This window comes from Bacillus sp. SB49, from assembly GCF_000469135.2.
In the GTDB taxonomy this organism is placed as follows: domain Bacteria; phylum Bacillota; class Bacilli; order Bacillales; family Halobacillaceae; genus Halobacillus.
In genome coordinates this window covers 667,707-693,883 of sequence record NZ_CP048117.1, presented here as the reverse complement: position 1 = coordinate 693,883, position 26,177 = coordinate 667,707, and the positions used below count along the sequence as shown (strand labels likewise).

The following is a 26,177-nucleotide window of genomic DNA, read 5'->3' as shown; positions in this document are numbered from 1 at the left end:
CGAATAATATTATATACCCATGCCGGTTACAGAAGAAAACAATAAAAAGCACCTCCAAGCATATGGAGGTGCTTCCTATATTTCCAACGGAATCAAAACTGCCCGTTTAATTTAGGAAATAAACGCATGGCATTATTATAAAAGACGTTTTCTACATGAGCAGAAGGAAGAAAGGAACCGATGAATTCTGCGTACGGCTTCATCGGAGCGAGCGGCCAATCCGATCCGAACAACAGTTTCTCATAATGACCACAGTACGTAAGGGCGTGACGGACGTGGTCGAAATAATTATCTACCTGTTTCCCTGCAAGTACCGCTTTCGTGCCTACCACCCAGCCCGACAAATCCGCATACAAATTCGGATTCTTATAAACCAGTTCTGCCCCGGTCAGTACCCACGGATCACCAAGGTGAGCCATCATGAACTGGACATCTCTTCTCTGCACGGCCGTTTCATCAAGAGTCAGCGGGTGTGAGTATTTTAATAATCCTCTCTCTGAATACGTATCTCCTGTATGAAAAACTACCGGAACATCATAAGCCGCGGCCAGGTCATACACAGGTTGATAGACAGCGTCGTATGCATAGAAAGGATAATAGCCCAAATAGATTTTTATGCCAACCACGCGTGGTTCTTTCAAACGTTGTTCCAACTGGTCAAGAGCGGACGCATCGAGATGATAAGGATTTATCCCTGGACACTCCAAAACATTCGGAGGAAGCACTGGTTCCAAATCCAATGACATCGGCGTCTTTGTCCTGTGATCGGGAAACCCACCGGATTCTGATTCCGTCACCCCCATACCTATCGCATAGAGAGCATCGGCTTCTGCCATCTCTTTCTGTAGGCCGAGACCGGAATAATCGACATGGGAAAGCTCTTTTGCCGTTTGTTCAAAGCTCCGGATCGCTGAAAAGTGGATATGCGCATCAATAATCTGCATCGGCATTGTCCCTGAACGCTATTTTCGGAAACGAGGAACGATCTTTCGCTGCTATCTCCCCAAACATAAGCACAGAAGGATCGGTGGTCACCCTGCCCTTATCCGCCGCCCTCCAGCTCCTTTTCGCTGCTAATAGAAGCACCTCTTTATTCATATAAATATCCGCCCCTGACGCATCTTCCGGTATAACCATCGTCATCGAATTTCCAGTATCTTTCGAACCGATCCGTGCAATATCGGATACAGAGAGATCGAATTCCTCGACGCCTGCATAAAAGGTCTGCGGCGGACCATTCGTATCTATGACAGCATAACAGGAGTCCAGGTTGTCCGATGGTTTCCAAAAGGATTCCATTGTCAGCTCATCTTCCGTAAATGTCCGACCAGAGTCTTGTTCTATATCGGCGTAGGCGGCTACCACCGGGACTTCCGGCAGTGTCAGCATATATTGATGAAGGGTGGTGCCCTTTCGCTCCTTATGCACCTGGAACGTAGTGCTTAAACAGATCCCTTCCCAAATGGATCCCTCCTGGTCTGCCCTCTTCACCTGCGTGACCCTTGTCTCTTCCTTTAATATTGAGAAAGGATTGACACCGCGCAGGCTGTAGCGCAGTCCCCCTCCCCATGGATTCCACCAGGACTTCGGCTCGGCTTGAGGATATTGGTGGTGAAGGAACTCCCGTCCATCCACAACCAAGGAGAAAATGCCTGGGAAATAAGCAGAAGATGCCTTATAAGCCAGGACACCATTCTGTACAGTCCACACGCCGTCCTTTTCCGACACTTCGACTTGCTTCGCTCCCTTGACCAGTTCCACTTTATGAAATTCCGTCTCCCTGCCTGACGCCTGATAGAATCCTTTCACCTCATAAATGCCCGCCTGACGTGTTTGAAAGGAGAGGTCAGCCTCGTGCCTCTGATCCGCTTTGTCTATGGGTCTGCTTGCTATCTCCTGCCGTCGCTCCACTCGGAACGTTCCATCCAAATAAGAGTTCATCCGGGACTGCAATGTATAAACGACGTCTCCTCCTACCATTGCTGTCGAGTCTGCCTTCATATCAAATAAAGGGACAATCGGCAGGATCTTTCCAGTGCTTCCTTCCGAATACCGGCGCCATTCAAGCCAATCCCGATCTGTCTGAATGCCTATTTGAAGGGGTCCGATCCGGCACGCCTCACCGGGATGCAGCACGTCCGTATAAGACTCCAAACTGAATTTCCAATCATCCTTTCTTCCCTTCCAATCATCGGACCAGGCATAGCCTGTCGTTTCTCCTGTCCGAGGAGAAGTGAACAACCAGTTCTCAGAAAGATCTTTTATCGGAAGGTCATCGACGAAAGGCACGAGAGAATCATCAGCGGTTAGGGCACCATCAGCTACCGGCATCACCAACCCTTCGAACTTTGGATACACAGGCTGGAGTAGAGAGACAGCCTCCTTGGCTTCCAGTCCTTCATTAATTAATTCGTGATAGACTTTCACCAATCCATCCCCATGTAAATGCATGTACACATTCATCCGCAGCCCTGTCATACTGTCGGATATCATCGTTGTTTTCAGGACGATGCATTCCGGAAGCTCAATGAACTCGACATCATGAATCATTTTTTTCGAGAATTCTTCTGTGTAAGGGAGTCCCAGCTTTGGCGTCATCAGGACGACCGGCTCATTAACAGCGCCTGTCTTTCCGATTTCTACAATATGATTCCTCTTTTCCACTTCAAGGAAAAAAGGGCCGTTGTAGGCATACATATGTGTGTCCGATTCCCCGCCGAATTTTGCCCCTTTTCCGGGAAAAGAAGCGTGGAGAAAGGAAGTGAACTCCAGACTTTCCCCATCAGGAGCTTCCATCGTCACATGGATGTTTCCTTCAAGACAGCCATTTCTTACAAGTCGGACAGGTACAGGAACAGAACAGCGGCCGTTCGCTTCCACAAACGTGCGGATTACCTTCTCCTCCCAGTCGATCAACGGCTGGTTCGGAAGGTGGATTGTCCAGTGGGAAGGCTCTTTCCATTCACTCTCTAAATCGAGATAAACGGTCTCTTCTTCCCCCGGCAGCCAATGGTCCTTAAGCGTCCGGACACGCACCCGGCCTGCTTTCACCGGAAAGAACCCCATCCGAAGCGGTGTCATACACCCATTTAATTCTATATCCATTCCGGCGACAGGGTGCGCCTGCCACGGGTTGGGAGCAACACCGGCCGCCTCGACGTCGAGCGGGACCGTTTCTTTCCACTCATCACTCACCTGTACATCCTTCTGCCATCCTTGCCGGACAGAGGTATCCCCGGCTCCACGCAAATGAACGGTGAGAGGCTCCGGATCATAATTCCGAATCCGGTATGTAATCGAACTGTCTCCTCCCTCCAGAACTCGAAAATCAGAGGCAGTCATTTCCACCAGTAAACGCTCTGTTTCCACCAGTCTGATTTTTCGCCCCGTCCGCTCAAATTGGACCCGTACATACGAGCCGTCTGCTTCCCACTTATATTCATAGCACGTATGTTTTCCCTCTTCGATGCCATCAGGTCTTACCTCAATGAGACGACTGCTCGTTTCGTACCAATCGTTCTTCTCGAAAAAGGGCTTCAGCATCTCCAACTGGAGGATGGACGGGAGGAAGTTCATCAAGTGAGTCGTATCATCCCTGTCCTCCCAAAAGAAACCGCACTTCTTGTACAACGGGACAGCTTTCGTATTTCCGGGCCATGTAAATAAGTCCAGTCGAGGCCAGCCGTAGGCAACGGTTTGGTCGATAGCTTTCTTCAGCAGCATCTTACCGATCTTCTTCCCATGATAATCGGGATGGACATTCAAGAGTGGGATATAGAGCGCTCCTTTGTCTTCTCTGTACTCGGATAGTCCGCAGTAACCGACGACTTCTTCCTCAATCACGGCAAGAAAAAGGTTGAGGTTCGAAGATTTCCCCTCTTTCTCCATCACATCTTCTTCCGTCGTTACAGCCGAATCTCCTCCCCATTCGTCTCTACTCTCATTCCACATCTTCGCAATCCCTGCGGCATAACGATCTTCATACTCCACGACTTTCACCTGATTTAGCGTCTGCATAACAGCATCCTCCATTTGGGAAAATTTACTTTTCTACCTATCAGTGTAGAAGTATCTAATAATAAAGTAAAGAATATTCCGTCAAATACACTCTTTAAACTGAACGGTGATTCATTTTATGGTAGACTATAGAGAAAAGGAGGCGGTCTTATGAAGATTGGAGACACATTCAGGAAAGAAAGAAGCTTTACGAAGGAGGAAGTGCTGGCTTTTGGTGAATTATCTAAAGACCAGGGAAGGCATCATCTGGAAGAGAACGAACAAGGACAGCTGATGGTCCACGGTTTACTGACTGCCAGCATCGGAACAGAAATCGGCGGCGACCTGAACTACATAGCGAGGAATATGGACAGCGAATTTCTGCGGCCCGTTTTCACAGGAGATCTCATTACGTGCGAAGTCATGGTGACAGATGTCGAAGTGCTTGACCAAAAGACAAGAGTGGCGATGTCGTCCGTTTATCGTAATCAAAAAGGAAAAGAAGTACTCGTGGGTTCCAGTAATGGAGTCATACTGAATCAGGCATAAAAAATAACAGCACGATATACGTGCTGTTATCCCTCAATTTTAGCGGAAGCGACACCAAGCAGAATGCCGAGGACAGCTCCTCCAAGCACCTCGACCGGCTGATGACCGAGGAGTTCCTTCAATTCTTTATCCCGTTCGACGAATTCAAGACTTGGGAAATCCCCGGAAAGCTGGGCGACGTTATCCTCGAGGTCATTGACAAGCTGGGCAATCTCTCCGGTATGACGCCTGATTCCTTGAGCATCATACATGACGATGACACCGAAGATTGTCGCGAGCGCCGTCTCCGTATGTCTCGAACCGCGGTTGGATGCGATATAAGAAGCAAGTGCCGCCACTCCGGCAGAGTGGGAACTCGGCATCCCCCCTGTCGTAGCGACCTGTTTCCAATCCCACTTCCCTGTCAGGCGCTTATGTGTCAATATCTTCAACCCTTGAGCAATTCCAATAGCTGAAAGGGCTGTAACGATTCCCCTGTTCATTTTCTGCATGATCGTCCTCCTTCACAAATACCACTCTTCTTTTCATTACCCGAAGCACAAAGTTTTATGCAGCAGACTCCCACTTTTTCATTAGAAAAGCCTGCTCCAGGGAGCAGGCTCTTTTGTTTCAGTGAATCGTATTCATTTCATAAATCTGCATGGATTTAATGGTGACCTCTCCATCTTTACTGTACATTTCCAATCCGTTGCTTTCCATGAACGGGAAGATCCGGTTCGTCATAACCTGCCGTCCGCCATTTGCGAATAGTTCCACAGAGGAACGATCGACAAACAAATGAAGCTTCACTGTTCCATCCTCTGCAGAAGAAGGAGCACGGTACACCCCGGGGAAGTTCTCATGAAAGTCTGTTTTCCCTGAATCCGCACGGTCTGTGAATACAAGATCATTTTTCGCATCGTAACCGACGATAGTGCCTTCTTTCAAATCATCCGAGTTGCGGACCCGGAATCCAAACTCTCCAGCAGACCCGACTTCAAATTCCGCTACGATTTCATACGTCTGGGATTCTATATCAGACAGAGGTTTCGCTCCACCCAATGTCTCATCCGTCGTTTCGTATAAAAGATCCCCGCGCAGCTGCTCCAATTCCGGAGCCGGCTGTTGGACAAGCTGCACCTCATCATTCTTATCTTTCGTAAGCGTCACTTCTCGAGGAATGGACATCGCTCCGCGCCACGGGTCGGTCGGAATATCTGCCGCATACTCCCAGTTGCTCATCCAGGCCATCCAAACGGTGCGGTCGTCCATGCCGTTAAAGGCTTGGGCAGCGTAAAAGTCCTTGCCGAAGTCAACCCAGTTAATGTCGTCCGTCTTCTCCTGACGAATGAACTCTTTCCCGTTAAAGTTACCGAGGAAGTACTGCCCTCCTGATCCACCGGCGATGCTGCCGGGATTCATATCCACCTGAAGGACCCAGCGGGTGTCCTCTTCGTTACCGTCGACGGGCAGCTCGAACAGTTCCGGGGTTTCCCAGACACCGTCCTGGGCGCCGACATTCCCGAACTCGCTCAGGTACTCCCAGTCCACCAGGTTTTTAGATCCATAGAACATCACTTTCTTGCCGGCGGCAAGCAGCATGATATACTGCTCTGATTCTTCGTGCCAAACGACCTTCGGATCACGGAAATCCTCTATATCAGGGTTCGGGACGACTGGATTCCCCTCGTACTTCGTCCATGTTCTGCCTTTATCCGTACTGTAGGCGATACGTTGATCCTGCACGTCTCCTGCACTGGTGTAAAAAGCGATTAAACCGCCTTCTCCATCCGGGAAAAGTCCACTCTTATTGTTTTCATCAGCGATAATACTGCCCGAGAAAATCATTCCATTCTCATCAGGCGTCATCGCCACTTCTTCTTCTTTCCAATGGACAAGGTCTTTACTTGTCGCATGGCCCCAGCTCATATTACCGAACTGGTCCCCTTCCGGATTGTACTGATAGAAAAGGTGGTATTCCCCTTCATAATAAACCATTCCATTCGGGTCATTCATCCAGTTCTCTGCCGGAGTATAATGGAATTGAGGGCGGAATGATTGATCATATTCAGCAGGTATCTCCTGATTTCCAACTGGATTTTCTAGATTTTCCTGATTTTCCGATAGATCCTTGTTCCCCTCAGAGGAGATGTTGGCGATGAGATAGATGAGAAGGGCTATCAATAGAAGGACGATTCCTCCAAGTAAGGTGAATCGCATTTGTTTCGACATGTTAAACCTCCTGCCTTATTGTCAGACGTAACTTTAAATAAAGCCTCTCCACCTTAGTGAAGAGGCTCTATTTATGCTTTCAGACTGTTATCCGTTATGCTTTGGACCTTTTACTTTGTGCTTCCCATTTCCTTTTTCATCCGAGATGACTCCAGGATCAAGGATGTCTTTGATTTTCGTCTTCTTACCACTCAACTGCAGCTCTACGGTCGGTGCCAAAGTCCCGCCGAAGTGATCGAACTGGTAAGCTTCGGACTGGCTGCCGATTTCATCGATGGTCAAGCCGTCCAAGTCCGCGAAGTTTGCGAAGCTGATGACTTTCCCGTCCGGCATTACGGTCCAGGAGTATGTCTGGTAAGGTTCATCTGCCGGGTTGGTCAACACGAGTCCACTTTCATTAAGCGGTTCGTAATCCCCTTGCAGGTCTTTGGCATAAAAGCCGTACAGGCCATCTTCTCCGCTGATTCCCGGAGCGAACTTATTCGTATGAGTGCTTGTGAACAAGTAATATTTTCCACCTTTAACAACGATGTGCGGACGTTCCAGCTCCTGGTTGACCTCTTCTGCCTCCAGAAGTGGATCCTGTGCCTTGAATTCCGTTAATTCGTCGTTTTGTGCTTTAGCAATTCCGATGCTTCCGTTATAAAGAGTCGATTCGGACTGCTCTTTTCCGTCTTTCTCAGCGCGCTCTGCAGGAGTTCCACCGGAGTTCGCTTCAAAGAGAATATACTCTTCCTCTGTCTTAGGATCCTGGAAGAACCATGGATCACGGAAAGTATAAGCGATGTCTCCCTCTTCGGACTGTTCCATCGTCTGGTACGTTTCGCCATCCGGCTCGAGAATGACTTCATGGTCGGACCAGTTATCGAAAGAAATCTTTCCATATCTGGACTTGATATCTGCGGAAGCCGTCGCCAGTCTTTGCTCATACGACAATTTCTCTTCGCCTTTGCGTCCTGTCGCTGTATAGAACATGTGAAGCTCTCCGTCATCTACCATAGCAGAGCCGGCCCATTGACGGGAACCCAGTGCTTCACCGTCTTCAAAGACTTTACCGCCAAGCTCCCAGTCTCCTCCATCTTCACGATAGAAGTAACGGATTTCAGCAATGTCATGGCGCTTGCCAGGAAGGACATCCGCCGGTGCAGTCAGTGAGAAAATAATTTCCTTTCCATCTATTTTCGCAATGGATCCGTCACGTTCTCTCAGCGGCCATGTGTCCCAAATATGAAGGTCCGGAGCGATTTTCTTTATTTCTTTCAAATCGATTTCGTCGACCGTGTTATCCTTGGTACGCTTGAATTTATCTGCGTCTTCAGCAGACCATTCCGGTGTCTGCTCTTTCTCTTCGTTCTCGTCTTCCTCTTTGTTATCCGGGTACTGGATCTGCCCGTCTTCCAATTCGCCAACGATCTTTGTTTCGTCACCATCCAGATCCAATTGCAATGTAGGAGCAAAGGATCCTCCTACTTGATCTTCTCCGTTCTCATCCTTGTATTCATTCACGAATGAAATGACGTTCTCATTCGGAAGAACGGCCCAGGAGTATGCTTGGAATGGGTCATCTTCCGGATTCGCTACAACCAAACCGTTGTCATTAAGCGGTTTGTAATCCCCACGCAGGGAGTCATTAACAAAACCGTAAAGTCCGTCCGGCCCTTCCAGTCCAGGAGCGAAGGTGAATTTGTGACTGATGGTAAACAAATAATAATTGCCGTCTTTATAAACTAAGTGTGGTCTTTCCAACTGTTGGTTTACACAATCTGCTTCCAACAGTGGAGGCAGCAGTTCAAAATCACTTAAATCTCCGTCATCAGCAACGGCGATTCCCACGTTCCCATTATAATCTTCCGCACCTTCCGGAACATCATGATTCTTCTGGAAGGATGTACTTCCGATATCTCCAGCTTCACATGCTTTTTCCGTACCTCCGGAATTTCCTTCGAACAACAGATATTCTTTGCCGGATTTCGGATCTTTGAAGAACCATGGATCACGGAAAGAGTAGATGATATCTCCTGTCTTCTGTTCCTGTGTTTCATAATACTTTCCATCTGCTTCCAGAAGAATTTCATGCTTTCCGGAAGGGTTCGCTTCCACCCCGTTCTCATCTGTGTCGAAAGTCAACGTCGTACGAGCCAACCTCTGCTCATATGTAGTTTCCTCATCTGACTTTCTTCCAGTTGCTGTGTAGAACAAGTTGACCTTGCCGTCTTTCTCCATCATTGCAGATCCAGCCCATTGGCGGGAGCCGTATGCTTTGTCAGGATCATAAGCAAGGCCGCCAAGTTTCCAATCCTTGCCGTCTTTAGAGTAGAAGTAACGGATCTTCGCAACATCGTGACGTCCGTTCCATGTATAATCTTTCGAAGCCGTCAAAGCAAAAATGATTTTGTAGCCGTCGATTTCAGCCAGTGAACCATCGCGGTTCCTCAAAGGCCATGTATCCCAAATCCAATAATCTGGTGCTACGTCCTTGAAGTTATCAATATTTTCCGGTGTATTTTCAGGCGTATTCTTATAGTTTTGCGCCATTTCTCTTGTCCAGTTTGCTGTATCATCCTGCTCTTTGGCAGAGACCTCTGTCTGTAACCCCACGAACAGACCGAGAAGCATGGTCAAGATCACACCGACTTTCGAATATGTCTTTCCTTGTGAATGCATTCGAACATCCCCTCCTCAACAATTCTCGAAAAAGTTTTTTTACGTCCTCATATTACGGATTGTAATATAGTTGCGCAAACCCATAATCAAGACAGTTCGTATGGATTATGTCCGTTGACAAACCAAGGATGAAACCCTTTACTTTTCAATTGCAAACGGTTTTATGACAAAGTGAAAAAATTACCTGCGATCTATAATTGTAAAAAATTTATAGGGAATCGTTCACACATCGCTGTCAGTTTGTGGATGTTATGTAACAAGAGGAGGATAAGCTCGTTACATTGCGTCAAAACACCTGTTACATGATTGTAAAAAAACAGTCGGTAAAGAGGTTTTCACTCCTCTTCCGACTGCTTGTATCAACTTTCCTTCAACTCTCTGCGAATGAGATATAAGAAATATGGGACACCGATAATTGCCGTCAAAATACCAGCAGGAATTTCAATCGGCGGACGTATGGTCCTGCCTGCCGTATCTGCGACAACCAAAAGGAGCGAGCCTAGTATCATGGATCCGGGAAGAAGATATTGGTGTCTTGATCCGAAGATCCCTCGTGCCATATGGGGAGCGACCAGACCGATAAAACCGATGGCGCCGATCGTTGCAACGGCCGCCCCTGCCAATGCCACTGCAAGTGTTAACAATAATAAACGCGTAGATCGGACGTTCATACCCAAACCGATAGACGCTTCTTCGTTCAGGCTGAGAATATCGAGCCTGCGATAAAGAAGGAGACAGGTTGGCAGCAGGACGGTCATCCAGGGAAGGAGACCATATACATCATCCCACCCTTTCCCCCATAAACTCCCGGCCAGCCACACAAGGGATTCATTCGCTTCCATCGGGTATTTTGTCAGAATATACTCTGTCAATGCCTGGAATCCCGCACCCAGACCTATTCCAATCAATGCAAGCGTTGCTGGGTTCATCCCCGATTTCCTCGCTAACGCTACAAGCAGGACGGCAACGAGCGCAGCTCCGAAAAAAGCGGCTGCCGGCAGGAGACCGATCGGTGCCTGTGGGAGCAGTATAAGAACAATGACAGCGAATAAACCGGCACCATTTGTCAATCCGACGACGTCCGGCGAGATGAGCGGGTTGCGGATCACTCCTTGGAGAATTGCTCCGGAAACAGCAAGTCCTGCACCTCCCAAAACAGCGATAACCGTCCGAGGCATGCGAAGATTATTAATCAAAAAGGAGAGCTGTTGATTCTCTTCTGTCCAAATGGCCAACGTTTCTCCGGGTGTAACATATACCGTTCCGAATCCAAGAGATAAGAAGGCAATCCCTGCTAGAAGGATGGTAAGAAAGACAAGTATCGCCTTCGACTTATAATCCCGACTTCTTTGTTGTTTCCTATTCATTGTTCCTCTCCTTTCCCGGCGTTGTTTCTTGCGAGATACAGGAAGAACGGAGTTCCGATCAGCGCTGTTACAATCCCTACGGGTGATTCATAAGGATACGCGACGTACCGTGAGACGACATCCGCATACAAAAGCAGCACCGCTCCGGCAAGCGCGGAAACCGGTATTAAAATCCGATGGTCCTCGCCAACCAGCTTCCTGGTAATGTGGGGAACCATCAGTCCGATGAATCCGATTGCGCCTGCCACCGCTACCGCAGATCCTGCGAGCAGGATGACGGCGATACTCGCTGTGATTCTAATCCGTTTCATTCCTTGTCCCAGCCCGATTGCCACTTCTTCTCCAAGTTGAAAGATCGACAGGGAGCGTGACAGAAGAAACGCTGCGACAAGACCGATGATCGACCATGGCAGGATCACGCGGACGTCTCCCCAGGATGCTCCGCTGATGGAACCGGACAGCCAGGAGAGTACATCGGATATCTCTTCATTGAAAATAATCAATCCTTTTGTCATGGAAGAGAACAGCAGGTGAACAGCCATACCTACAAGAGCAATCTTGACATTGGTCATCCCCCGGGAAGAAGAAAAGGAAAAGACGACGAAACCCCCGAACAAGGCACCTGCGAAAGCAAAATAAACGAGGTTTGTGCTTCCGATCGACGGAAGGAAAACGATGGAGGCCACAACGACAAGCGATGCTCCGGCGTTTACACCGAACACTTGTGGAGATGCCAGCGGATTTCTCGTAATCGCCTGCATAATGACACCTGCTACAGCCAGGTTCGCTCCGAGCACGACGCTGAGTACCGCTCTCGGAAACCTGAGCGTCTGGAAAACGAGCAGCTCTTTCGTTTCCTCCCCCTGCCACCATTGCTTTATTATCGTTCCGGCATCAATTTTCGTAAGTCCAGTGAATAAACTGAGCGCTACTCCTCCAATCAAAAGGACAAGCAATAGCCCTACCGTCAGGCTGACTCTCTTTCCGGACGGGCGGTCATGGATACCTTCCATCTTCCATTCCTCCAATCTATACAAAGAAAAAAGCCAGACACAACATCTGGCTTTCCTCCCGCTGCCTATTTGTCATACAGGATTTCCGTCGCTTCATCTACAATACGTTCCGCTGACTTTAAGCCTCGATAGCGCGTCCATAAAGCACGATCGACTTCGTAGATTTCTCCGTTCTTCACGGCCGTAATGTTGTTCCATAGCGGGTTCTGCTTCCACTCTTCCAGAAGCGCTTCATCTGCTTCCACCAGGAAGATGACATCCGGGTCCCATTCCACCATCTGTTCCAGGGTGATTTTCACTGTCGGTTCCTTGGCATCTTTGATGGCGTTCGGAATACCGACCTGACTCAAGAGCTGGCCGTCAAAGGATTCCGCCCCGTGCGCACTCAAAGAATCAGAACGGAAGACGCCGAGCATAATTTCCCTGTCTTCGTCCGGATCGACTTCTGATTTATAGCTCTCAATCGTCTTCTTATGCTCCTCGAGACGTTCCTCTGCTTCCTTCTCTTTGCCTACAGCTTTACCGATTGTTGAGAACGATTCCAGATTCTCTTCATATGTAGAGTTCCTGCTCTTTAACACAATCGTCGGTGCAATTTCCTGCAGCTGATCGTATATCGCGGAGTGACGATTCTCATCGGCGATAATCAAGTCCGGCTGCAGCGAAGCGATCACTTCCAAACTTGGCTGCTGTCTAGTTCCGACAGACGTATAGTCGATTTTCTCACCAAGCAAACCTTCCACATCGTCATCGTTCTCATGAGCGATTCCAACCGGTGTCATACCAAGCTCCCATAAGCTGTCGACAAAGGAAAATTCGAGAGCAACTACACGCTCTGGAGTTCCTTCTATCTCCGTCTTTCCCAGCTGATGTTCAATCGTTCTTGTGCCTTCCTTCGAATCTCCTTGATCTTCCTGATTTGCGGATTCAGCGCCGCATCCAGCAAGAACAAAACCGGCGATACAAAAAATAGTAACTAACCAAAACTTCGTTGCTTTCACTTTGACTACCTCCAACTTCCAACATCTATAATGATAATCATTCTTAATTAACTTCGTTAATTGTAGCAGTAATTCCCACCGTTGAAAAGCTTCCTTAGGAAAATTTTTGAACAAAAAAGCGGCCGCTTTCTTAAAAGGCCACTTAGAATAAATCAAAGGAAAGCTGCTCCGAATCCACCGTCTCTCTGTTCCTTACACCCTTTCGAGATCCATGTTTCCTAAGCTGTTTACCAGCCTCGTCTTCAGCTGTTTGCGACTCCTTCACAGCCCATAAGGTATCCCGTGCTTTCTTCGTTGCTGCTTGGATATCGATCATGGGAGCCGGATATTCCAAGGAGGCAAACGAAGGAAGCTTCCATGGCTCGTGAATGAAAGACGCAGGAATGCCGCGAAGCTCCGGAATATAAGTCCGGATAAAAGCCCCGCCCGGGTCGTGGTCGAGTCCCTGTTTGACAGGATTATAGACTCGGATGGTATGGAAACCTGTTGTACCAGCCTGCATCTGCATTTGGCTGTAATGGATTCCCGGTTCATAATCGAGGAACAACCCCGCCAGTGCACGGGCTGGTTTTCGCCAATCCAGTCTTAATGTATGACAGGCAAAGGAAACGACCATCGCCCTGGAACGAAAATTGATCCAGCCAGTCTCATGAAGGGCACGCATGGCGGCATCGATCATCGGGAATCCGGTACTTCCTTGATACCAGCGGCGGAATGCTTCTTCATTCCATTCCTCGTACACTTGATCAAAAGCAGGATTCATCGACTCTTCCGCGATTTCGGGCTCATCCTCCAAACGCTGGATGAAATGGCAGTGCCAGTAAAGACGGGACAAGAAATTCTCCAGCTGCTTTCTTTCTCCCGCATCGCTGCATGCCCTGATCTTCATCCAAGTCTGCTGGACAACGAAGCGGAGGGATATGTTTCCCCAGGCAAGATATGGAGACAGACGACTTCCAGATCGTGCTGATTTCAGTGGTTTCGATATGTGATAAGAATAGGAATGGAAGCGTACCCTTAAAAAGCTGTCCAACGTCCGATGTGCTTCTTCCACTCCTCCCTTCTGTCCTTTATCAAGCGTCGAACCGCCGACATACAGCGAGTCCAATTGGTCCAGATTCAACGTCAACACGGATTCCTTTTCCGGGACGCACGGGATTTTTTCCGGTACAGGAAAGACCGGATGCTTCATGAACTGTTCCCAGCGCTCAGAAAATCCGTCCCTTGAGTTCAAGCCACGGAAGACTCCGAATGGTTGATCTTCTTTCATGGTTAACCCCTTTTGCTTCATCCACGACCTTACTCTCTGATCCCTTGAAAACGTGACCGGTGTTCCATTTTCTTCATGCGCATGAAGAGAAAACGGGCCATATGTCTCGTATATCTCTTCCAGCACTGTTTCCATCTCCCCGACAGCGACGAATAACCGACCGCCTCTCTGCTTTAACTCCTTCTGCAGATCATGGAGGCTCTCTTTCACAAACTGATAATGGCGGGCAGACAGCTCCTGCCCCTGCCAGATGGAAGGTTCTGCAACGTAAAGCGGAAGCACCATGTCTCCCGACTGTACCGCATTATATAATGGTGCATGATCATGGAGACGAAGGTCCCGCTTGAACCAGACGACACGCAACAAAATAACCAGCTCCCGAGTAGTAATACCCTACATTCTACCTTTTTGATAGATTTTTTTCACCCGTTGATACTCGCCCCTCTCTATCCTTTTTCTAGAAAAAATTGTAGAAGAGCGGATTGACACCCTATTTTTCTCATGCTAGTATGCTTGTAATCAATCCAATAGCAATCTCTTATTCAGAGTGGTGGAGGGACTGGCCCTACGAAACCCGGCAACCGATCGATATGATTGTGGTGCTAATTCCAGCAGAGCAGATGCTCTGAAAGATAAGAGAGGTCCGTACAATCAGAACCTCTCATACAAGAGGTTCTTTTTTTATTATTCAACTGAATAATCTGTTCCACAGGTGCCGGGGTGTCCCCCGGCTTAAAAGGGAAGACCGGTGAAAATCCGGCACGGTCCCGCCACTGTAATTGGGAGCGGAGCTGCAGCAGCCACTATCATAGTCGATGGGAAGGCGCAGCCCGCCGTGATCATAAGTCAGGAGACCTGCCTCTGGAACCCGCACTAGGTCCTACGAGGAATAGGCAGGTGTTGACAACGGGATTCGTCTACCCTTTTTTCGACGTATCCTTCCCATGTCACTCCGTCGTCTCTCTTTGTAGGTAAGAGAGATTTTTTTATTGGATTGAAAAACAACTGCAGGAGGAATGGGAAATGAAACAAGCACGAAGTTCAGCAATTGGGTACCCGCGTATCGGGGAGAAACGGGAATGGAAGAAAGCTCTGGAGCGCTATTGGAAGAAAGATACGACAGAGCAGGAGCTTGTGGAAGAACTGACTGCCCTCCGACACAAGGATTGGAAGAAACAAAAAGAAGCAGGGCTCGATTTGATTCCGGTCGGTGACTTCAGCTATTACGACCACGTTCTGGATACATCCATCATGTTCGGGATCATTCCCGAGCGTTTTCAGGATACGGAACCCACTTCACTGGAAACGTATTTCAACATCGCCCGTGGCACAGAATCAGCGGTAGCCTCCTCCATGACAAAATGGTTTAATACCAACTATCACTATATCGTCCCGGAAATTGAAAAGGATACAAAACCGGTGCTTCTGGAGAACAGGCCGCTCCGCTATTATAAAGAGGCGAAGGAGCAGCTCGGCATTGATGGAAAACCGGTGCTGCTAGGGCCTGTGACCTACTTGAAGCTTGCCAAGGGTTTTGATAAGCAGCCGTTCGAACAAGTGCTGCAGGCACTGGTACCGCTCTACATACAAGTGCTTCAAGAATTGGCCGCAGAAGGAGCAGCTTGGGTTCAAATCGATGAGCCGATTCTTGTTACTGACTTATCGGAAGAAGACCTCCGCTTCGTTCAATCGGTTTATGACACCATTTCTAAAGAAGTGAGCGGCATCAAGCTTTTGCTTCAAACATACTTTGAAGCAGTGGAAGCTTATGATTCCGTCATTCAACTTCCTGTAGATGGCATCGGCCTTGATTTCGTGGATGATAACGGCCAAACCCTGTCCCAGCTCGCTGAACACGGCTTTCCGAACGATAAAGTATTGGCGGCGGGAGTGATTAACGGCCGAAACATCTGGCGAAACGATTGGAAACACACATGGCAGATCACGGATGCTGTCAGAAAGATCGTGCCGGAAGACCGCTTGATTCTCCAGCCTTCCACCAGCCTGCTTCACGTGCCGGTGACGACCGAATCGGAAACGAAGCTGGCATCTGACCTGAAACAGGTCCTTGCCTTCGCTGATCAGAAACTGGAAGAAACGGTTCTTCTGACGAAGGGCGTCAATCAAGGAAAAGCAATCATCCTGCCGGAGGTGGAGAAACATTCCCGAAACTGGAGGTCCTTTGCGAATTCCGAAGGCCGCTCGAACGAGAACGTACAGCAGGAAGTAAAACGTTGGAAAGACAAACATCCGTCCCGTGCCTCCGAATTTTCCAATCGAAAGAAGGTACAGGAGGAAAAGTTCGCTCTGCCTCTGCTCCCGACAACGACGATCGGCAGCCTGCCCCAGACGACAGAAATCAGAAAGGCCCGCGCCAACTTCCGAAAAGGTGCATGGAGCGAAGAAACATACGATGCATTCGTAAAGGAAAGGACGGCCGAATGGATCGCCAACCAGGAAGAGGTCGGCCTCGACGTCCTTGTTCACGGCGAATTCGAGCGGAATGACATGGTAGAATATTTCGGTGAGAAGCTGAACGGTTTCGCTTTTACGGAATACGCCTGGGTGCAGTCCTACGGCTCCCGCTGTGTGAAGCCTCCCATTATATTCGGAGATGTATCTCTACCAGCTCCTATGACGGTGAAAGAGAGCGCTTATGCACAGTCATTGACCAACAAACCGGTCAAAGGGATGCTGACTGGGCCGATTACCATCCTGAATTGGTCATTCGTGCGGGAGGATATCCCTTTTGCAGAGGTTACGGAACAAATTGCTCTTGCTCTCCAAAAGGAAATCCGTGCTTTAGAAGACGCAGGCATTGGAATGATTCAAGTAGACGAGCCGGCACTACGTGAAGGGCTGCCGCTGAAATCCAATAAACAAGCGACGTACCTTGATCAATCTGTCCGCGCCTTTTTACTTGCGACCGCTGCAGCGGCAGATGAAACGCAAATCCATACGCACATGTGTTATTCGGAATTCGGCAGAATCATTGCCACGATTGACAAACTGGATGCGGACGTCATTTCCATTGAAACTGCCCGCAGCCATGGGGAACTGATTGAAGCTTTCGAAACGTTCGCATACGATAAAGGTATCGGACTCGGCGTTTACGACATTCACAGCCCGCGGATTCCAAGTGTGGAAGAAATGGAACAAAGCATCCGTCGTGCTCTGAAAGTGCTCGATCCACGCCAGTTCTGGATCAATCCCGACTGCGGATTAAAGACACGCGGGATCAAGGAAACACTTGCTTCCCTTCATCACATGCAGCAAGCTGCTCAAAACATACGCGAGCAGCAAAAGACAACCATTCACCAATAATATAGAAGAAACCAAACGGCACACCTTCCATCGGTGTGCCGTTTGGTTATGCCTCAAGTGTCCCTTTCGTCAGCTGCTGCTTAAGGGACGCTGCTTTCTTCTTGATTTCTTTTTTCTTCTCTTCCTCCCGCTTCTGCCATTGACTGTAGATCAATTTCATTCTTGGATTATCCTGCAGCTTATCGGCATGCCTGTCCAGGAAGTCCCAATACATCGCGTTGAACGGACAGGCATCATCTTCTGTTTGATGCTTGACGTTAAACTCGCAATGCTTACAGTAATTACTCATTTTCTTAATGTAAGACCCTGAAGAGACATACGGCTTCGTCGACAGCAATCCTCCATCAGCATAAAGAGCCATGCCGAGCACATTCGGAAGGACAACCCAGTCATAGGCATCGACATACATTTCATTGAACCAATCCGATACCGCCTGCGGAGAGATACCGAACAAATTGGAGAAATTCCCGATGATCATCAACCGTTGGATATGATGGCCGTAACCTACATCGATCACAGGACGGATCGCTTGTTCCATGCATTTCATTTTCGGCTTTCCTGTATAAAAAAATGCCGGTAGTTCAGCCTCGTGACCGAGTTCGTTTACAGAAGCGTAGCCGGGCATTTTCTTTACGTACACAGCACGCATATATTCCCGCCATCCTAGTATCTGTCGGATGAAGCCCTCCACGGCGTTCAGCGGTGCTTCCCCTGCAGCATAGGCAGCTTCTGCCTTTTCAATTACTTCCTCAGGATTCAGAAACCCTATATTAATAGAAGAAGAAAGCAGTGAATGGGACATGAACGGATCATCCACCAGCATGGCATCCTGATACGTTCCGAATGTCGGGAGCCGCTCATCGATGAATTGATTCAGCTTCTTCAACGCCTCCTTACGCGTCACCGGCCATGGAAATGCATCGAGATTCCCGGGGTTATCACCAAAATCCCGTTCCACTTCCTTTATCACCTGTTTCGTGATGTCATCCGGACGAAAGGTCCTTGGTTTTACAAAATCCGTATCTTCATCTGCAGGCTTCCGATTATCCTGGTCAAACGACCACCTGCCGCCGACAGGATTCCCATCTTCCATCAATATGTCTCTTTCTTTTCTTAACCTTCTATAGAAAGCGTCCTGCTTCCACGGCCCTTCCCCTTTCAGCCGGTCGACTGCTTCCTCTTCTGAGAGCAGGAACAGCGGCTTCTCGGAATGGTAATGAACCGCTACCTCGCCGTTTAGATTGTTTTCCCATTTCTTCAGCGCCCGCTTCATCCTGTGATCGGTTACGGTTGTTACGTGTACTTCATCCGGGTGGTAGCGCTCCTGGTGGCTTTCCCAAGCTTCCGTAAAAGATTCCGCTTTGCGGTAATCGACGGTGAAGCCTTTTTCCTCCAACTCTTCTGCGAAGTGGCGCATGCCGGAGAAGATCAGGACGAGCTTCTGTTTGTGGTAGGACTGCCAAAGGGAACGCGATTTCGCTTCAACCATCAGAATGACGTCGTTTTGCTTGTCCGCTTCGTTCAATAAAGGCAGCTGATGACACAGCTGATTTCCGAAAATCCACCTCGTCTTCATCTCATCACCTCTGAAAGATAAGTACCACAAAAGGTACGTTGTGAATCCTCCCATAAAAAAACCCCGTCACAACGACAGGGATTTCACTCTTTTTCCGACTGCATCCGCTCTGCAAGCAGCTGTTTCACTTCATTGTAGGACCGCCCGGATTCCGCATTAAGACGTTTGACTTTCTCGATGTCCGTTCCGGAGCTTGTTACAGATTTGTGTTCCTCCGACACCGCTCATCACCTCCTCCTGTTAATCTCCGCTGCTGTTCTCGATATTATACATGCAGAACAAAGACTATATACCTGAATCTAAAGATCCAATGAAACAGATTAAAACCACTCACCCAAACAAAAATATGGTACTATACTCTTAAAAGTCTAATCAAAAAGGAGGCCGGGTAAATGAAGTGGAAAGCACTCCAATCAGAACGTGGTGTCACCCTTCTTGAAATCGTCGTCTCTATGACCATCCTATTCATCGTATTAATTGTTGCTTTCCCTTTGTTCACCCAATCTCAACGGTCCTCTTCCGTATCATCAAACATGCTAGATGCGACTTATATAGCACAGAAGAAGATGGAAGATGTTTATCACTTAAGTACATCTATTCCTTTCCAACAGGTAGAAACGGCGCTCGCCCCTATGAAGCGCATGGCGGAAACAGAAAAGACACTTCAAATGGAAGAAGCCGCTGACGGTTATTACATAGAGCTGACTTTGACGAAACCGGATGGCGGGCTGTCCACCATAATCGTGAAGGTGTTCCAGAATTCCGACAAGCAGGATTTGGAAGCGCAGATGGAGACGATCTACCGATGGGAGACAGAGGCATGAAGTCCTTTTTTCGGAAAGAAGACGGTGTCACGCTTGTAGAACTGCTTGCAGCCTTGAGTCTGGCAGGCATCCTCCTCCTCTTGATCAGTAACATCTTCTTCACAAGCCAACATCAATATGAGGTGCAGACAAAACAGATCGATCATGAAGCAGATGTACGCTATGCGATGAATGCCATTACCAAGGCGGTTCGTAAAACCAACGAGGTAAGCATAACGGACGAGCGCTTGAAGACGGATTCGTCCACTTTTGAACTGAACGGTTCCGAAATGTTACAGGATGATTCCCTCCTGGCACAGAACATCGACTCTTTCAAACTGGAGAAAAACGGAGACCAGATCCGTATCACGATCGAGAGCACATCCAACGGACAAGGGAAAACGACCTCTTTGACAACCGCTCTGTATATAAGGGAGTAACCATTATGAATGGAAAACGATTTACCAATGAACAAGGAATGATCTTCGTGTTTGTCCTGATGGTTCTGATGATCCTTTCGATCCTTGGTTTGAGTCTGCTCGGCCTTGTTGCAGGCAACACCAAGATCAGCTCGACGGAGCGGGACCAGCAGTCTGTTTATTACATCGCGGAAGCAGGAGCGGTCCAGCGGCTGCAAGATATGGAGGAAGCCGTCGATTTATCGTACGCTGACGCTGATGACGAACGTTCTTTCTACGAAGTATTAGAAAAGAAGATGCTGGGGACCGTCGACATTCAATCGTTCACACCTGCTTTTGGGAAACAGCCGGAAGCGGAAGTCACGATAACCAGGGACCAGGAAAATAACCCTGGAAGTTACCAAATCACATCGACAGGGAGGATTGGGGCGCGGACGAGGACAGTCACCCAGTCGGTTCACATCCAATGGCAGGAAAAAGGCGGCATGACCGTACCGAACGCGATGGCCGTCTTCACAGAAGAAACGATTACCTTATCCGGCGGAGCTCTTGTTGAAGGGAATATCGGAACGAATTCAGAAGCGGCAAACACCGTGTCCTTTAATGGTGGAGCGAGCGTAACCGGAGACATTTACGTTCCATCAGGCGCAGAAGATCAAGCAGTCAATGCTCCTGCCTATATGAATATTCCACCACCGATTCCGAATAATACGCACGTTCCGTTCGAGCTGCCCCCCTTCCCGGTCTATCCGGACTATCCGGTTCCTGATGACGAACGTCTTCAAAAGACCGAATGGAACGGCTATGACGTCATCAAGGACGGGAAGCTGAAAATCGACAACTATATTTCTGATGGATACACGCTCCATCTAACAAACGATATCCACTTCAAGGAAATCATCCTTAACAGCAACTACACGTTGACCATCGATGTCGGGGACACGGACAAAGCTATCGTCGTCGACCACCTGAACGTAAAGAACGGACATATAAACATAACCGGCACAGGGAAACTGACTTTATATGTGAAAGATGCGCTTACGATGGGTTCCGGCAGCACCATCAACGAAAATGGTTCCATTGAGCAGCTCGGTGTTTATGTCGCTGATTCCGACGAAGCTCGACGTATTAAACTGGCAGGAAGCCAGAAAATCTTCGGCTCTCTCTATGCGGAAACAGCGGATATAGAGTTGACCGGAGGCGGCGGATTTCAGGGACATATTTTTACCGGAGGCGGAAGCTTCATCATTTCCGGGGGAGCGAGAGCTTACGCGTCCCTCCTCTATGCTCCTCATGCGGACTTCCGGATAACCGGCGGGGGTAAGGTCCTTGGTTCTATCTTATCGAAAACGTACCGTTCAGACGGAGGGGGGACGGTGGAATATCAACCGTTCGACATTCCCTCCATCCCGTTCGTACCGGATGGAGACAGGAAGACACCGGACGATCTCCTCACTGCCGGCCCTGTAAGGGAAGCTTAATAAAAAGGAAAGAAGCAGAGATACTCCTCTCTGCTTCTTTCCTTTGCTGTCGAACGGTTAAGGTGAGTACAAGGAATCCTATTCTTTCTGCAGGAGCCCGTTCTCCAGACAGAAGGCAAGCATCAGCTCTTTATAACCAGCGCCATGAAACTCAATTCCGATCTGATCTCCTCCATAAGCCTTGATGATCCCTGTCCCGAATTTCTTATGAACAATCCGTCTGCCGATCTCGACCTCATCAAGCGTAAGCAGCCGCTCATCGGATAAGTCAACGTCCGCATGCTTCGGTCTCTTTTTAACAGTCGAACCCCCTGGCTGGATGATTCTGCGGACGTTCATGACGAAGAGCGATTCCGTCACGCGCTCGTTTCCTTTGTAGCTGTATGTCAGCAGCTGCAAGTCCTTCCGCGCTCTCGTCATCCCTACATAGAAGAGTCGGACCGCTTCTTCCATCGGCCCCTGATCCTGACTTCGGTACCGCTCCATGTCATCTTTGGAAGGCACGACCCCGTTGATCAAATCAATCATAAACACCTTGTCGAACTCCAGTCCCTTCGCGCTGTGAAAAGTAGTGAGCGTAAGCGGGCTTGTCTCTTTATTGAACTTGGACGTTTGAATCAGATGCTCCAATTCTTTCAAGCGATCTGCGAAGCCCTTTAACGACCCGAGGCCCTGAGCAATTTCCTCCAGCGTATCAAGGATCCCGAACAACTGCTCCGCCTGGAACCCGAACTTCTCGACCATTTTTTGCAGGGCATGATCGTAGCCGAGCTTTTCGCGGATTGTCCGGATTGCTTTGTCCGGTTCCATTTCATTGATGGCATGGAAATGTTTCTTCGCAAGCTTTAAATTCTTCTCCTGATAAGATGGAATATCGGTGTCAAGAAGCGTATCAAAGACAGAACCGCCCCCTGCCCTCTTTAAGAAAGCAACCTGCTTCTTCGATATATATCCGTTAAATTTCGTATGAATCCGATCCAACACATCGACGCGTCCATCGTTGTAAGAAAATCGCAGGAAATTAAGAATATCTTCGACGACCCAGTGTCTGAAGAACTTGGCGTCGATGTCCTTCATATAAAAGGAAACTCCCGCGCGGTCCAGCTTATCCGCCAGTGGGACGGCGGAAGCGTTATTCCGGTACAAGACCGCGACCTCTTCGGCAGAGCCGCTTTTCCTGATTTCTTCCGTCACATAATTCAACTGCTCCTCATAGTTTTTCAACGCTTTAATTTCTACTGGTTTCCCGGAAGGATTCTCTGTGAACATTTCTTTCTGGAAACGGTTCTTGTTGCGCTTGATGAATTGATTGGAAGCTTGGACAATTTCCTTGGAGGAACGATAATTCTGTGCCATCGTCATGACCGTTCCTTCCGGATACGCCTTCTCAAATTGCAGCAGCTTCGTCACGTCAGACCCGCGCCACATGAAGATGGACTGGTCATCATCTGCTACGACACACAGATTGTTCTGCGGTTTTGCCAGGAGTTCGATGATTTCATGCTGCACGACCGAATTGTCCTGACTCTCGTCTGTTAAAAGGTAAGAAAACCTCTGCTGGTATTTCTTCAAGATGTCGTTCTCTTCCAACAGCAGTTGATAGCCGTAAGTCAGCATATCATCAAAGTCGAGCAGCCGTTTCTCTGCACCTGTCTTCTTAAAACGTTCATACGCTAAGTAAATATCGGACGCATGCTTTACGGTACAGTCGACACTTTCCAGTTCCTTCCCTTCCACCATCCGGTTCTTAACGAAGCTGATATACGTCATAAGTTCATCCATTTCCTCCTCTGTAATCGCAGCCCCGTTCCGCTCTTCAAAGAGGCGCTTCAGAATGAATTTCTTATGAAGAGGAACGTCCGGGCCATCGAAGCCCTTCTTCCATTCTTCCTCACTGACGCTCCCTTCGATCAATTGAAAGTCCTCGCCCCGCTTCCTGAGAACTTCCCGAACCACCTGATACGCAAAGCTGTGAATGGTTGAGAAATGGACTTTCTGATCCGTCATCCCGGAAAAGAATCGATCGAAACGCTCCTCCATGTCCCTCGCAGATGCTTTACTGAAGGTGACAGCAAGAATTTGTTCCGGTCTCACCCGCTCCTCCAGTAGTAAATAACCGATTTTCATATTAAGGGTCGTCGTTTTCCCTGCCCCTGGGGACGCAAGCAGAAGAAGCGGTCCGTTTGTGTGGGTCACCGCCTGTTTCTGGACATCATTTAAGCGGACGCCCGTCTGTTCTTCCATTCGTGTAAAGAAGTCCATGATCGTGTTCCTTTCTTCTATATACTCAGCAAGAAAAAATAGATGGAAGAAGGCCGAAGTCCCCTCTTCCATCTATTCCTTTCCTCCGTAACAAAAAAGCCATCCTCCATTATAGCTTCTATACTGCATTCCATCCAGCTCCTTTAGTTAAAGGGACAAAAAATCCTCATCCTCCCTTCCTATTCCAGACTCCCATGATAAAATAAAGAAACGATATATTAGCCTGATTAGGAGTGGACGTAGGATGGATAAAAAAGATATTGCCGGTATTCGCAGGCAGTTGAAAGTAGAAAATGACCTATTGAAAATATCCGATATTTTCAATGTGTATATTATGAAGGAATCGACGGACATTTATCATTATCAAAGTCAGCCCTTTGATCTGCTCGACCAGGATCAGCAGGAGCTGTTCATGAACAATTTCAAGAAACTGCTGACAGGGCAGCTTGATGAGAAGCTGTTCGAATTGAAGTTTCAGCGTGAAGCGGAAGATCACACCCAGCTCCTTCTCCATAAAGGACTGCTGAGTACGGACGTAGAAGATTGGAAAGAACAGATGCTGGCCATGACAGAGAAGATGATTCGCGACCGACCGAATGAAAAAGACACCGTCATCACCTTCATTCGAGCGGAATACCGAAAGCCGATGAAGGCAAGGAATGAAGAGGCGGAGGAAAGCGAACGCGATACCGTATATTCGAATCCCTTCCTCCTCTGCAGCGTCAACCGGACGGAGGAACCGAAGAAAGCGATCCAATTCGACTACATAGAGAAGGAATTTAAATATAAAATCGAAGTGGACCCCGTCATCGATTTGAAGAATCCGATGACCGGCTTCTTGTTCCCATGCATTACAGACGGTGCTGCCGACGTTAATCACATCCTTTACGCAGCCGGTAAAGCAAACGAACCGGACTACACCTTCATCGAGGACGTGTTGAACGGAGAAGAGATTATGACGGCGAAGGAGGATAAAGCCGTATTCGAAGAAGTAATTAAAGATGTTGTCGGAAACCAGCTTAACCCTTCCACTCTTGCAAGCGTCTACGGCGAGATCAACCGCGTCGTCGAAGAGAACGAAGAAGATGAGGCGCCGAAACTGGATTACAGAGACGTTGAGCGTGTCCTATCCCAGAGCGGGGAGCAGGTCGATTCCGAGAAGGTGAAAAGCGCCTTTGAACGAATTACCGACGATGGGGCTTATGAGCTGAAAGCAAGCAGCATCGTGCCACGCTACAAGTCAAAATCGATTAAGATCAACACAAAAGTCGCCAACATATCCATCAGCCCGCAGGACTTGGAATACGTCCGGCAGGTCAACTATAAAGGAAAACGGTGCATCATGATCGAAATTGAAGAAGATGCGGAAATCGAAGGTTTTAAAATGCTTCCGGAAGCATTCGGAGACCAATAAAAAAAAGCACGCCTGCCGTTTCTGCGGCAGGCGTGCTTTTTTCAAGAAACATATAGAGGATGGAACAAACCTTTGCAGCATGCGCGAATCCTCGCTTCTTCCTTCTCTTTATATGTAACGACAAAGCACGTAGCAGGACCGCCTGACTTCTCGATATCCAAATCACAGTGGAAGGAGACATCCGACAAAAGATTATTGTCCTCCAACAATCCCCTCGTCTCGCCGGCAATTCCCTTGGACCCTACAGGAAGCACTTCATAGACCCCGTCCAACTGAAGCAGTTGATCGAACAAATGAAGCGGAGCAATGGATTCACGCTTCGTCCGTACCTCTTCTCCGACCAATGGCTCACCGATAACGGCAAATTTGGCGGTTTTCGGTGTCTTCCTCACTTTCTTACTTTCGGAATTCACCTGTCCAAGAATGGCAATAGCAAAGGCGGACTGAGGCAATGGAAAGTTCGATTCCGTACTCCCTGTAACCGGAAGATAATACCCCGTTTTCTTCCCCAGCTCTTCAATGGCGCCGGAAATCCTCCGCCACCCTTCTCCACCGGAGAAATCGTACAAAATCACCGATACAGGATCAGCACCGACCGCCCTGTTTTCCATATAAGCGACACGGAACAGCGCCTCGGCCACCACTTCATAAGGAGCTTTTACCTCATCCGCTTCCTTCTCACCGATAAACGCTGCATTATCCGAGCTGATCACAAGCTCCCGTCCTTCTCCTAAAGGAACAAAACTTACATCCCTCATGCTGCTTCCCCCTTTTATCCCTATCTTCCTAAGTGTACCTTACCACATCTCTGATTCCATCGTCCCTTG

19 protein-coding genes and 2 riboswitches are annotated in these 26,177 nt (G+C 48.5%); of the genes, 6 read left to right on the top strand and 13 right to left on the bottom strand.

Features of this window, described 5'->3' with window-relative positions; genetic code table 11:
• Positions 1 to 92: 92 nt before the first annotated feature.
• Positions 93 to 944: an amidohydrolase family protein gene (locus M662_RS03475; protein WP_008633974.1), complete on the bottom strand. Its 852-nt coding sequence runs from the start codon at positions 942 to 944 to the stop codon at positions 93 to 95.
• Positions 931 to 4,017, bottom strand: coding sequence for a GNAT family N-acetyltransferase (locus M662_RS03470; RefSeq protein ID WP_026578705.1), 3,087 nt, complete (start codon positions 4,015 to 4,017; stop codon positions 931 to 933). The genes M662_RS03475 and M662_RS03470 overlap by 14 nt, the downstream gene beginning before the upstream one ends.
• Positions 4,018 to 4,167: 150 nt before the next feature.
• Here M662_RS03470 and M662_RS03465 point away from each other — a divergent pair, with 150 nt between their 5' ends.
• Positions 4,168 to 4,545 carry a hotdog family protein gene (locus M662_RS03465; protein WP_008633978.1) on the top strand — a complete coding sequence of 126 codons (378 nt, stop codon included), beginning with the start codon at positions 4,168 to 4,170 and terminating at the stop codon, positions 4,543 to 4,545.
• 26 nt (positions 4,546 to 4,571) lie between these two features.
• Here the strand turns inward: M662_RS03465 and M662_RS03460 are convergent, their stop codons facing one another.
• The 7 genes from M662_RS03460 to M662_RS03430 all read right to left on the bottom strand — a co-directional run bounded on the left by M662_RS03460 (position 4,572) and on the right by M662_RS03430 (position 14,437).
• Positions 4,572 to 5,036, bottom strand: coding sequence for a divergent PAP2 family protein (locus M662_RS03460; protein WP_008633981.1), 465 nt, complete (start codon positions 5,034 to 5,036; stop codon positions 4,572 to 4,574).
• Between the two features lie 118 nt (positions 5,037 to 5,154).
• The gene (locus tag M662_RS03455) at positions 5,155 to 6,756 is read right to left on the bottom strand and encodes a glycoside hydrolase family 32 protein (protein WP_026578706.1); all 1,602 of its coding nucleotides are present in this window, start codon (positions 6,754 to 6,756) and stop codon (positions 5,155 to 5,157) included.
• Between the two features lie 87 nt (positions 6,757 to 6,843).
• Positions 6,844 to 9,420 carry a glycoside hydrolase family 68 protein gene (locus tag M662_RS19525; protein ID WP_081694948.1) on the bottom strand — a complete coding sequence of 859 codons (2,577 nt, stop codon included), beginning with the start codon at positions 9,418 to 9,420 and terminating at the stop codon, positions 6,844 to 6,846.
• 359 nt (positions 9,421 to 9,779) lie between these two features.
• A complete protein-coding gene (locus M662_RS03445; RefSeq protein ID WP_008633988.1) occupies positions 9,780 to 10,787 on the bottom strand; it encodes a FecCD family ABC transporter permease in 1,008 nt (335 codons plus the stop codon).
• A complete protein-coding gene (locus M662_RS03440) occupies positions 10,784 to 11,800 on the bottom strand; it encodes a FecCD family ABC transporter permease (RefSeq protein WP_026578708.1) in 1,017 nt (338 codons plus the stop codon). The genes M662_RS03445 and M662_RS03440 overlap by 4 nt, the downstream gene beginning before the upstream one ends.
• A 65-nt stretch (positions 11,801 to 11,865) precedes the next feature.
• Positions 11,866 to 12,801, bottom strand: coding sequence for an ABC transporter substrate-binding protein (locus tag M662_RS03435; RefSeq protein WP_236096537.1), 936 nt, complete (start codon positions 12,799 to 12,801; stop codon positions 11,866 to 11,868).
• 142 nt (positions 12,802 to 12,943) lie between these two features.
• A complete protein-coding gene (locus tag M662_RS03430; RefSeq protein WP_008633996.1) occupies positions 12,944 to 14,437 on the bottom strand; it encodes an FAD-binding domain-containing protein in 1,494 nt (497 codons plus the stop codon).
• Between the two features lie 169 nt (positions 14,438 to 14,606).
• A riboswitch (SAM riboswitch) is annotated at positions 14,607 to 14,710 on the top strand.
• 54 nt (positions 14,711 to 14,764) lie between these two features.
• Positions 14,765 to 14,948, top strand: a riboswitch (cobalamin riboswitch).
• A 146-nt stretch (positions 14,949 to 15,094) separates the two neighbouring features.
• Between M662_RS03430 and metE the strand changes: the two genes are divergently transcribed.
• The gene (gene metE, locus M662_RS03425; protein ID WP_026578709.1) at positions 15,095 to 17,395 is read left to right on the top strand and encodes a 5-methyltetrahydropteroyltriglutamate--homocysteine S-methyltransferase; all 2,301 of its coding nucleotides are present in this window, start codon (positions 15,095 to 15,097) and stop codon (positions 17,393 to 17,395) included.
• A 46-nt stretch (positions 17,396 to 17,441) separates the two neighbouring features.
• Here metE and M662_RS03420 read toward each other — a convergent pair whose 3' ends face one another.
• Together M662_RS03420 and M662_RS19435 are read right to left on the bottom strand one after the other, a co-directional pair.
• Positions 17,442 to 18,971 (bottom strand): cryptochrome/photolyase family protein, encoded by a 1,530-nt coding sequence (locus tag M662_RS03420; protein ID WP_035388679.1) that lies wholly within the window; start codon positions 18,969 to 18,971, stop codon positions 17,442 to 17,444.
• A gap of 83 nt (positions 18,972 to 19,054) precedes the next feature.
• The gene (locus tag M662_RS19435) at positions 19,055 to 19,192 is read right to left on the bottom strand and encodes a hypothetical protein (protein WP_008633998.1); all 138 of its coding nucleotides are present in this window, start codon (positions 19,190 to 19,192) and stop codon (positions 19,055 to 19,057) included.
• A gap of 171 nt (positions 19,193 to 19,363) precedes the next feature.
• Between M662_RS19435 and M662_RS03415 the strand changes: the two genes are divergently transcribed.
• From M662_RS03415 to M662_RS03405, 3 genes are read left to right on the top strand one after another with little or no spacing between them, the layout of a single operon-like run.
• Positions 19,364 to 19,795, top strand: a complete 432-nt coding sequence (locus M662_RS03415) for a type IV pilus modification PilV family protein (protein ID WP_008634000.1) — start codon at positions 19,364 to 19,366, stop codon at positions 19,793 to 19,795.
• Positions 19,792 to 20,214, top strand: a complete 423-nt coding sequence (locus M662_RS03410; protein WP_008634001.1) for a prepilin-type N-terminal cleavage/methylation domain-containing protein — start codon at positions 19,792 to 19,794, stop codon at positions 20,212 to 20,214. Before M662_RS03415 ends, M662_RS03410 begins: the two co-directional genes overlap by 4 nt.
• A 5-nt stretch (positions 20,215 to 20,219) precedes the next feature.
• On the top strand, positions 20,220 to 21,674 hold the full coding sequence (locus M662_RS03405; protein WP_008634010.1) for a DUF7305 domain-containing protein: 1,455 nt from the start codon (positions 20,220 to 20,222) through the stop codon (positions 21,672 to 21,674).
• A gap of 78 nt (positions 21,675 to 21,752) precedes the next feature.
• Here the strand turns inward: M662_RS03405 and M662_RS03400 are convergent, their stop codons facing one another.
• On the bottom strand, positions 21,753 to 24,008 hold the full coding sequence (locus tag M662_RS03400; RefSeq protein WP_008634013.1) for an ATP-dependent helicase: 2,256 nt from the start codon (positions 24,006 to 24,008) through the stop codon (positions 21,753 to 21,755).
• Between the two features lie 172 nt (positions 24,009 to 24,180).
• Here M662_RS03400 and M662_RS03395 point away from each other — a divergent pair, with 172 nt between their 5' ends.
• A complete protein-coding gene (locus M662_RS03395; RefSeq protein WP_026578711.1) occupies positions 24,181 to 25,350 on the top strand; it encodes a DUF4317 domain-containing protein in 1,170 nt (389 codons plus the stop codon).
• Positions 25,351 to 25,391: 41 nt separating this feature from the next.
• On the opposite strand, the gene M662_RS03390 is transcribed toward M662_RS03395, so the two are convergent.
• A complete protein-coding gene (locus M662_RS03390; protein WP_026578712.1) occupies positions 25,392 to 26,108 on the bottom strand; it encodes a hypothetical protein in 717 nt (238 codons plus the stop codon).
• Positions 26,109 to 26,177: the final 69 nt, after the last annotated feature.

Bases quoted from the DNA above. Each gene is read 5' to 3' on its own strand.
- M662_RS03475 (WP_008633974.1), bottom strand. From the start codon at position 944: ATGCAGATTATTGATGCGCATATCCACTTTTCAGCGATCCGGAGCTTT.
- M662_RS03470 (WP_026578705.1), bottom strand. From the start codon at position 4,017: ATGCAGACGCTAAATCAGGTGAAAGTCGTGGAGTATGAAGATCGTTAT.
- M662_RS03465 (WP_008633978.1), top strand. From the start codon at position 4,168: ATGAAGATTGGAGACACATTCAGGAAAGAAAGAAGCTTTACGAAGGAG.
- M662_RS03460 (WP_008633981.1), bottom strand. From the start codon at position 5,036: ATGCAGAAAATGAACAGGGGAATCGTTACAGCCCTTTCAGCTATTGGA.
- M662_RS03455 (WP_026578706.1), bottom strand. From the start codon at position 6,756: ATGTCGAAACAAATGCGATTCACCTTACTTGGAGGAATCGTCCTTCTA.
- M662_RS19525 (WP_081694948.1), bottom strand. From the start codon at position 9,420: ATGCATTCACAAGGAAAGACATATTCGAAAGTCGGTGTGATCTTGACC.
- M662_RS03445 (WP_008633988.1), bottom strand. From the start codon at position 10,787: ATGAATAGGAAACAACAAAGAAGTCGGGATTATAAGTCGAAGGCGATA.
- M662_RS03440 (WP_026578708.1), bottom strand. From the start codon at position 11,800: ATGGAAGGTATCCATGACCGCCCGTCCGGAAAGAGAGTCAGCCTGACG.
- metE (WP_026578709.1), top strand. From the start codon at position 15,095: ATGAAACAAGCACGAAGTTCAGCAATTGGGTACCCGCGTATCGGGGAG.
- M662_RS03420 (WP_035388679.1), bottom strand. From the start codon at position 18,971: ATGAAGACGAGGTGGATTTTCGGAAATCAGCTGTGTCATCAGCTGCCT.
- M662_RS03415 (WP_008634000.1), top strand. From the start codon at position 19,364: ATGAAGTGGAAAGCACTCCAATCAGAACGTGGTGTCACCCTTCTTGAA.
- M662_RS03410 (WP_008634001.1), top strand. From the start codon at position 19,792: ATGAAGTCCTTTTTTCGGAAAGAAGACGGTGTCACGCTTGTAGAACTG.
- M662_RS03405 (WP_008634010.1), top strand. From the start codon at position 20,220: ATGAATGGAAAACGATTTACCAATGAACAAGGAATGATCTTCGTGTTT.
- M662_RS03400 (WP_008634013.1), bottom strand. From the start codon at position 24,008: ATGGAAGAGGGGACTTCGGCCTTCTTCCATCTATTTTTTCTTGCTGAG.
- M662_RS03395 (WP_026578711.1), top strand. From the start codon at position 24,181: ATGGATAAAAAAGATATTGCCGGTATTCGCAGGCAGTTGAAAGTAGAA.
- M662_RS03390 (WP_026578712.1), bottom strand. From the start codon at position 26,108: ATGAGGGATGTAAGTTTTGTTCCTTTAGGAGAAGGACGGGAGCTTGTG.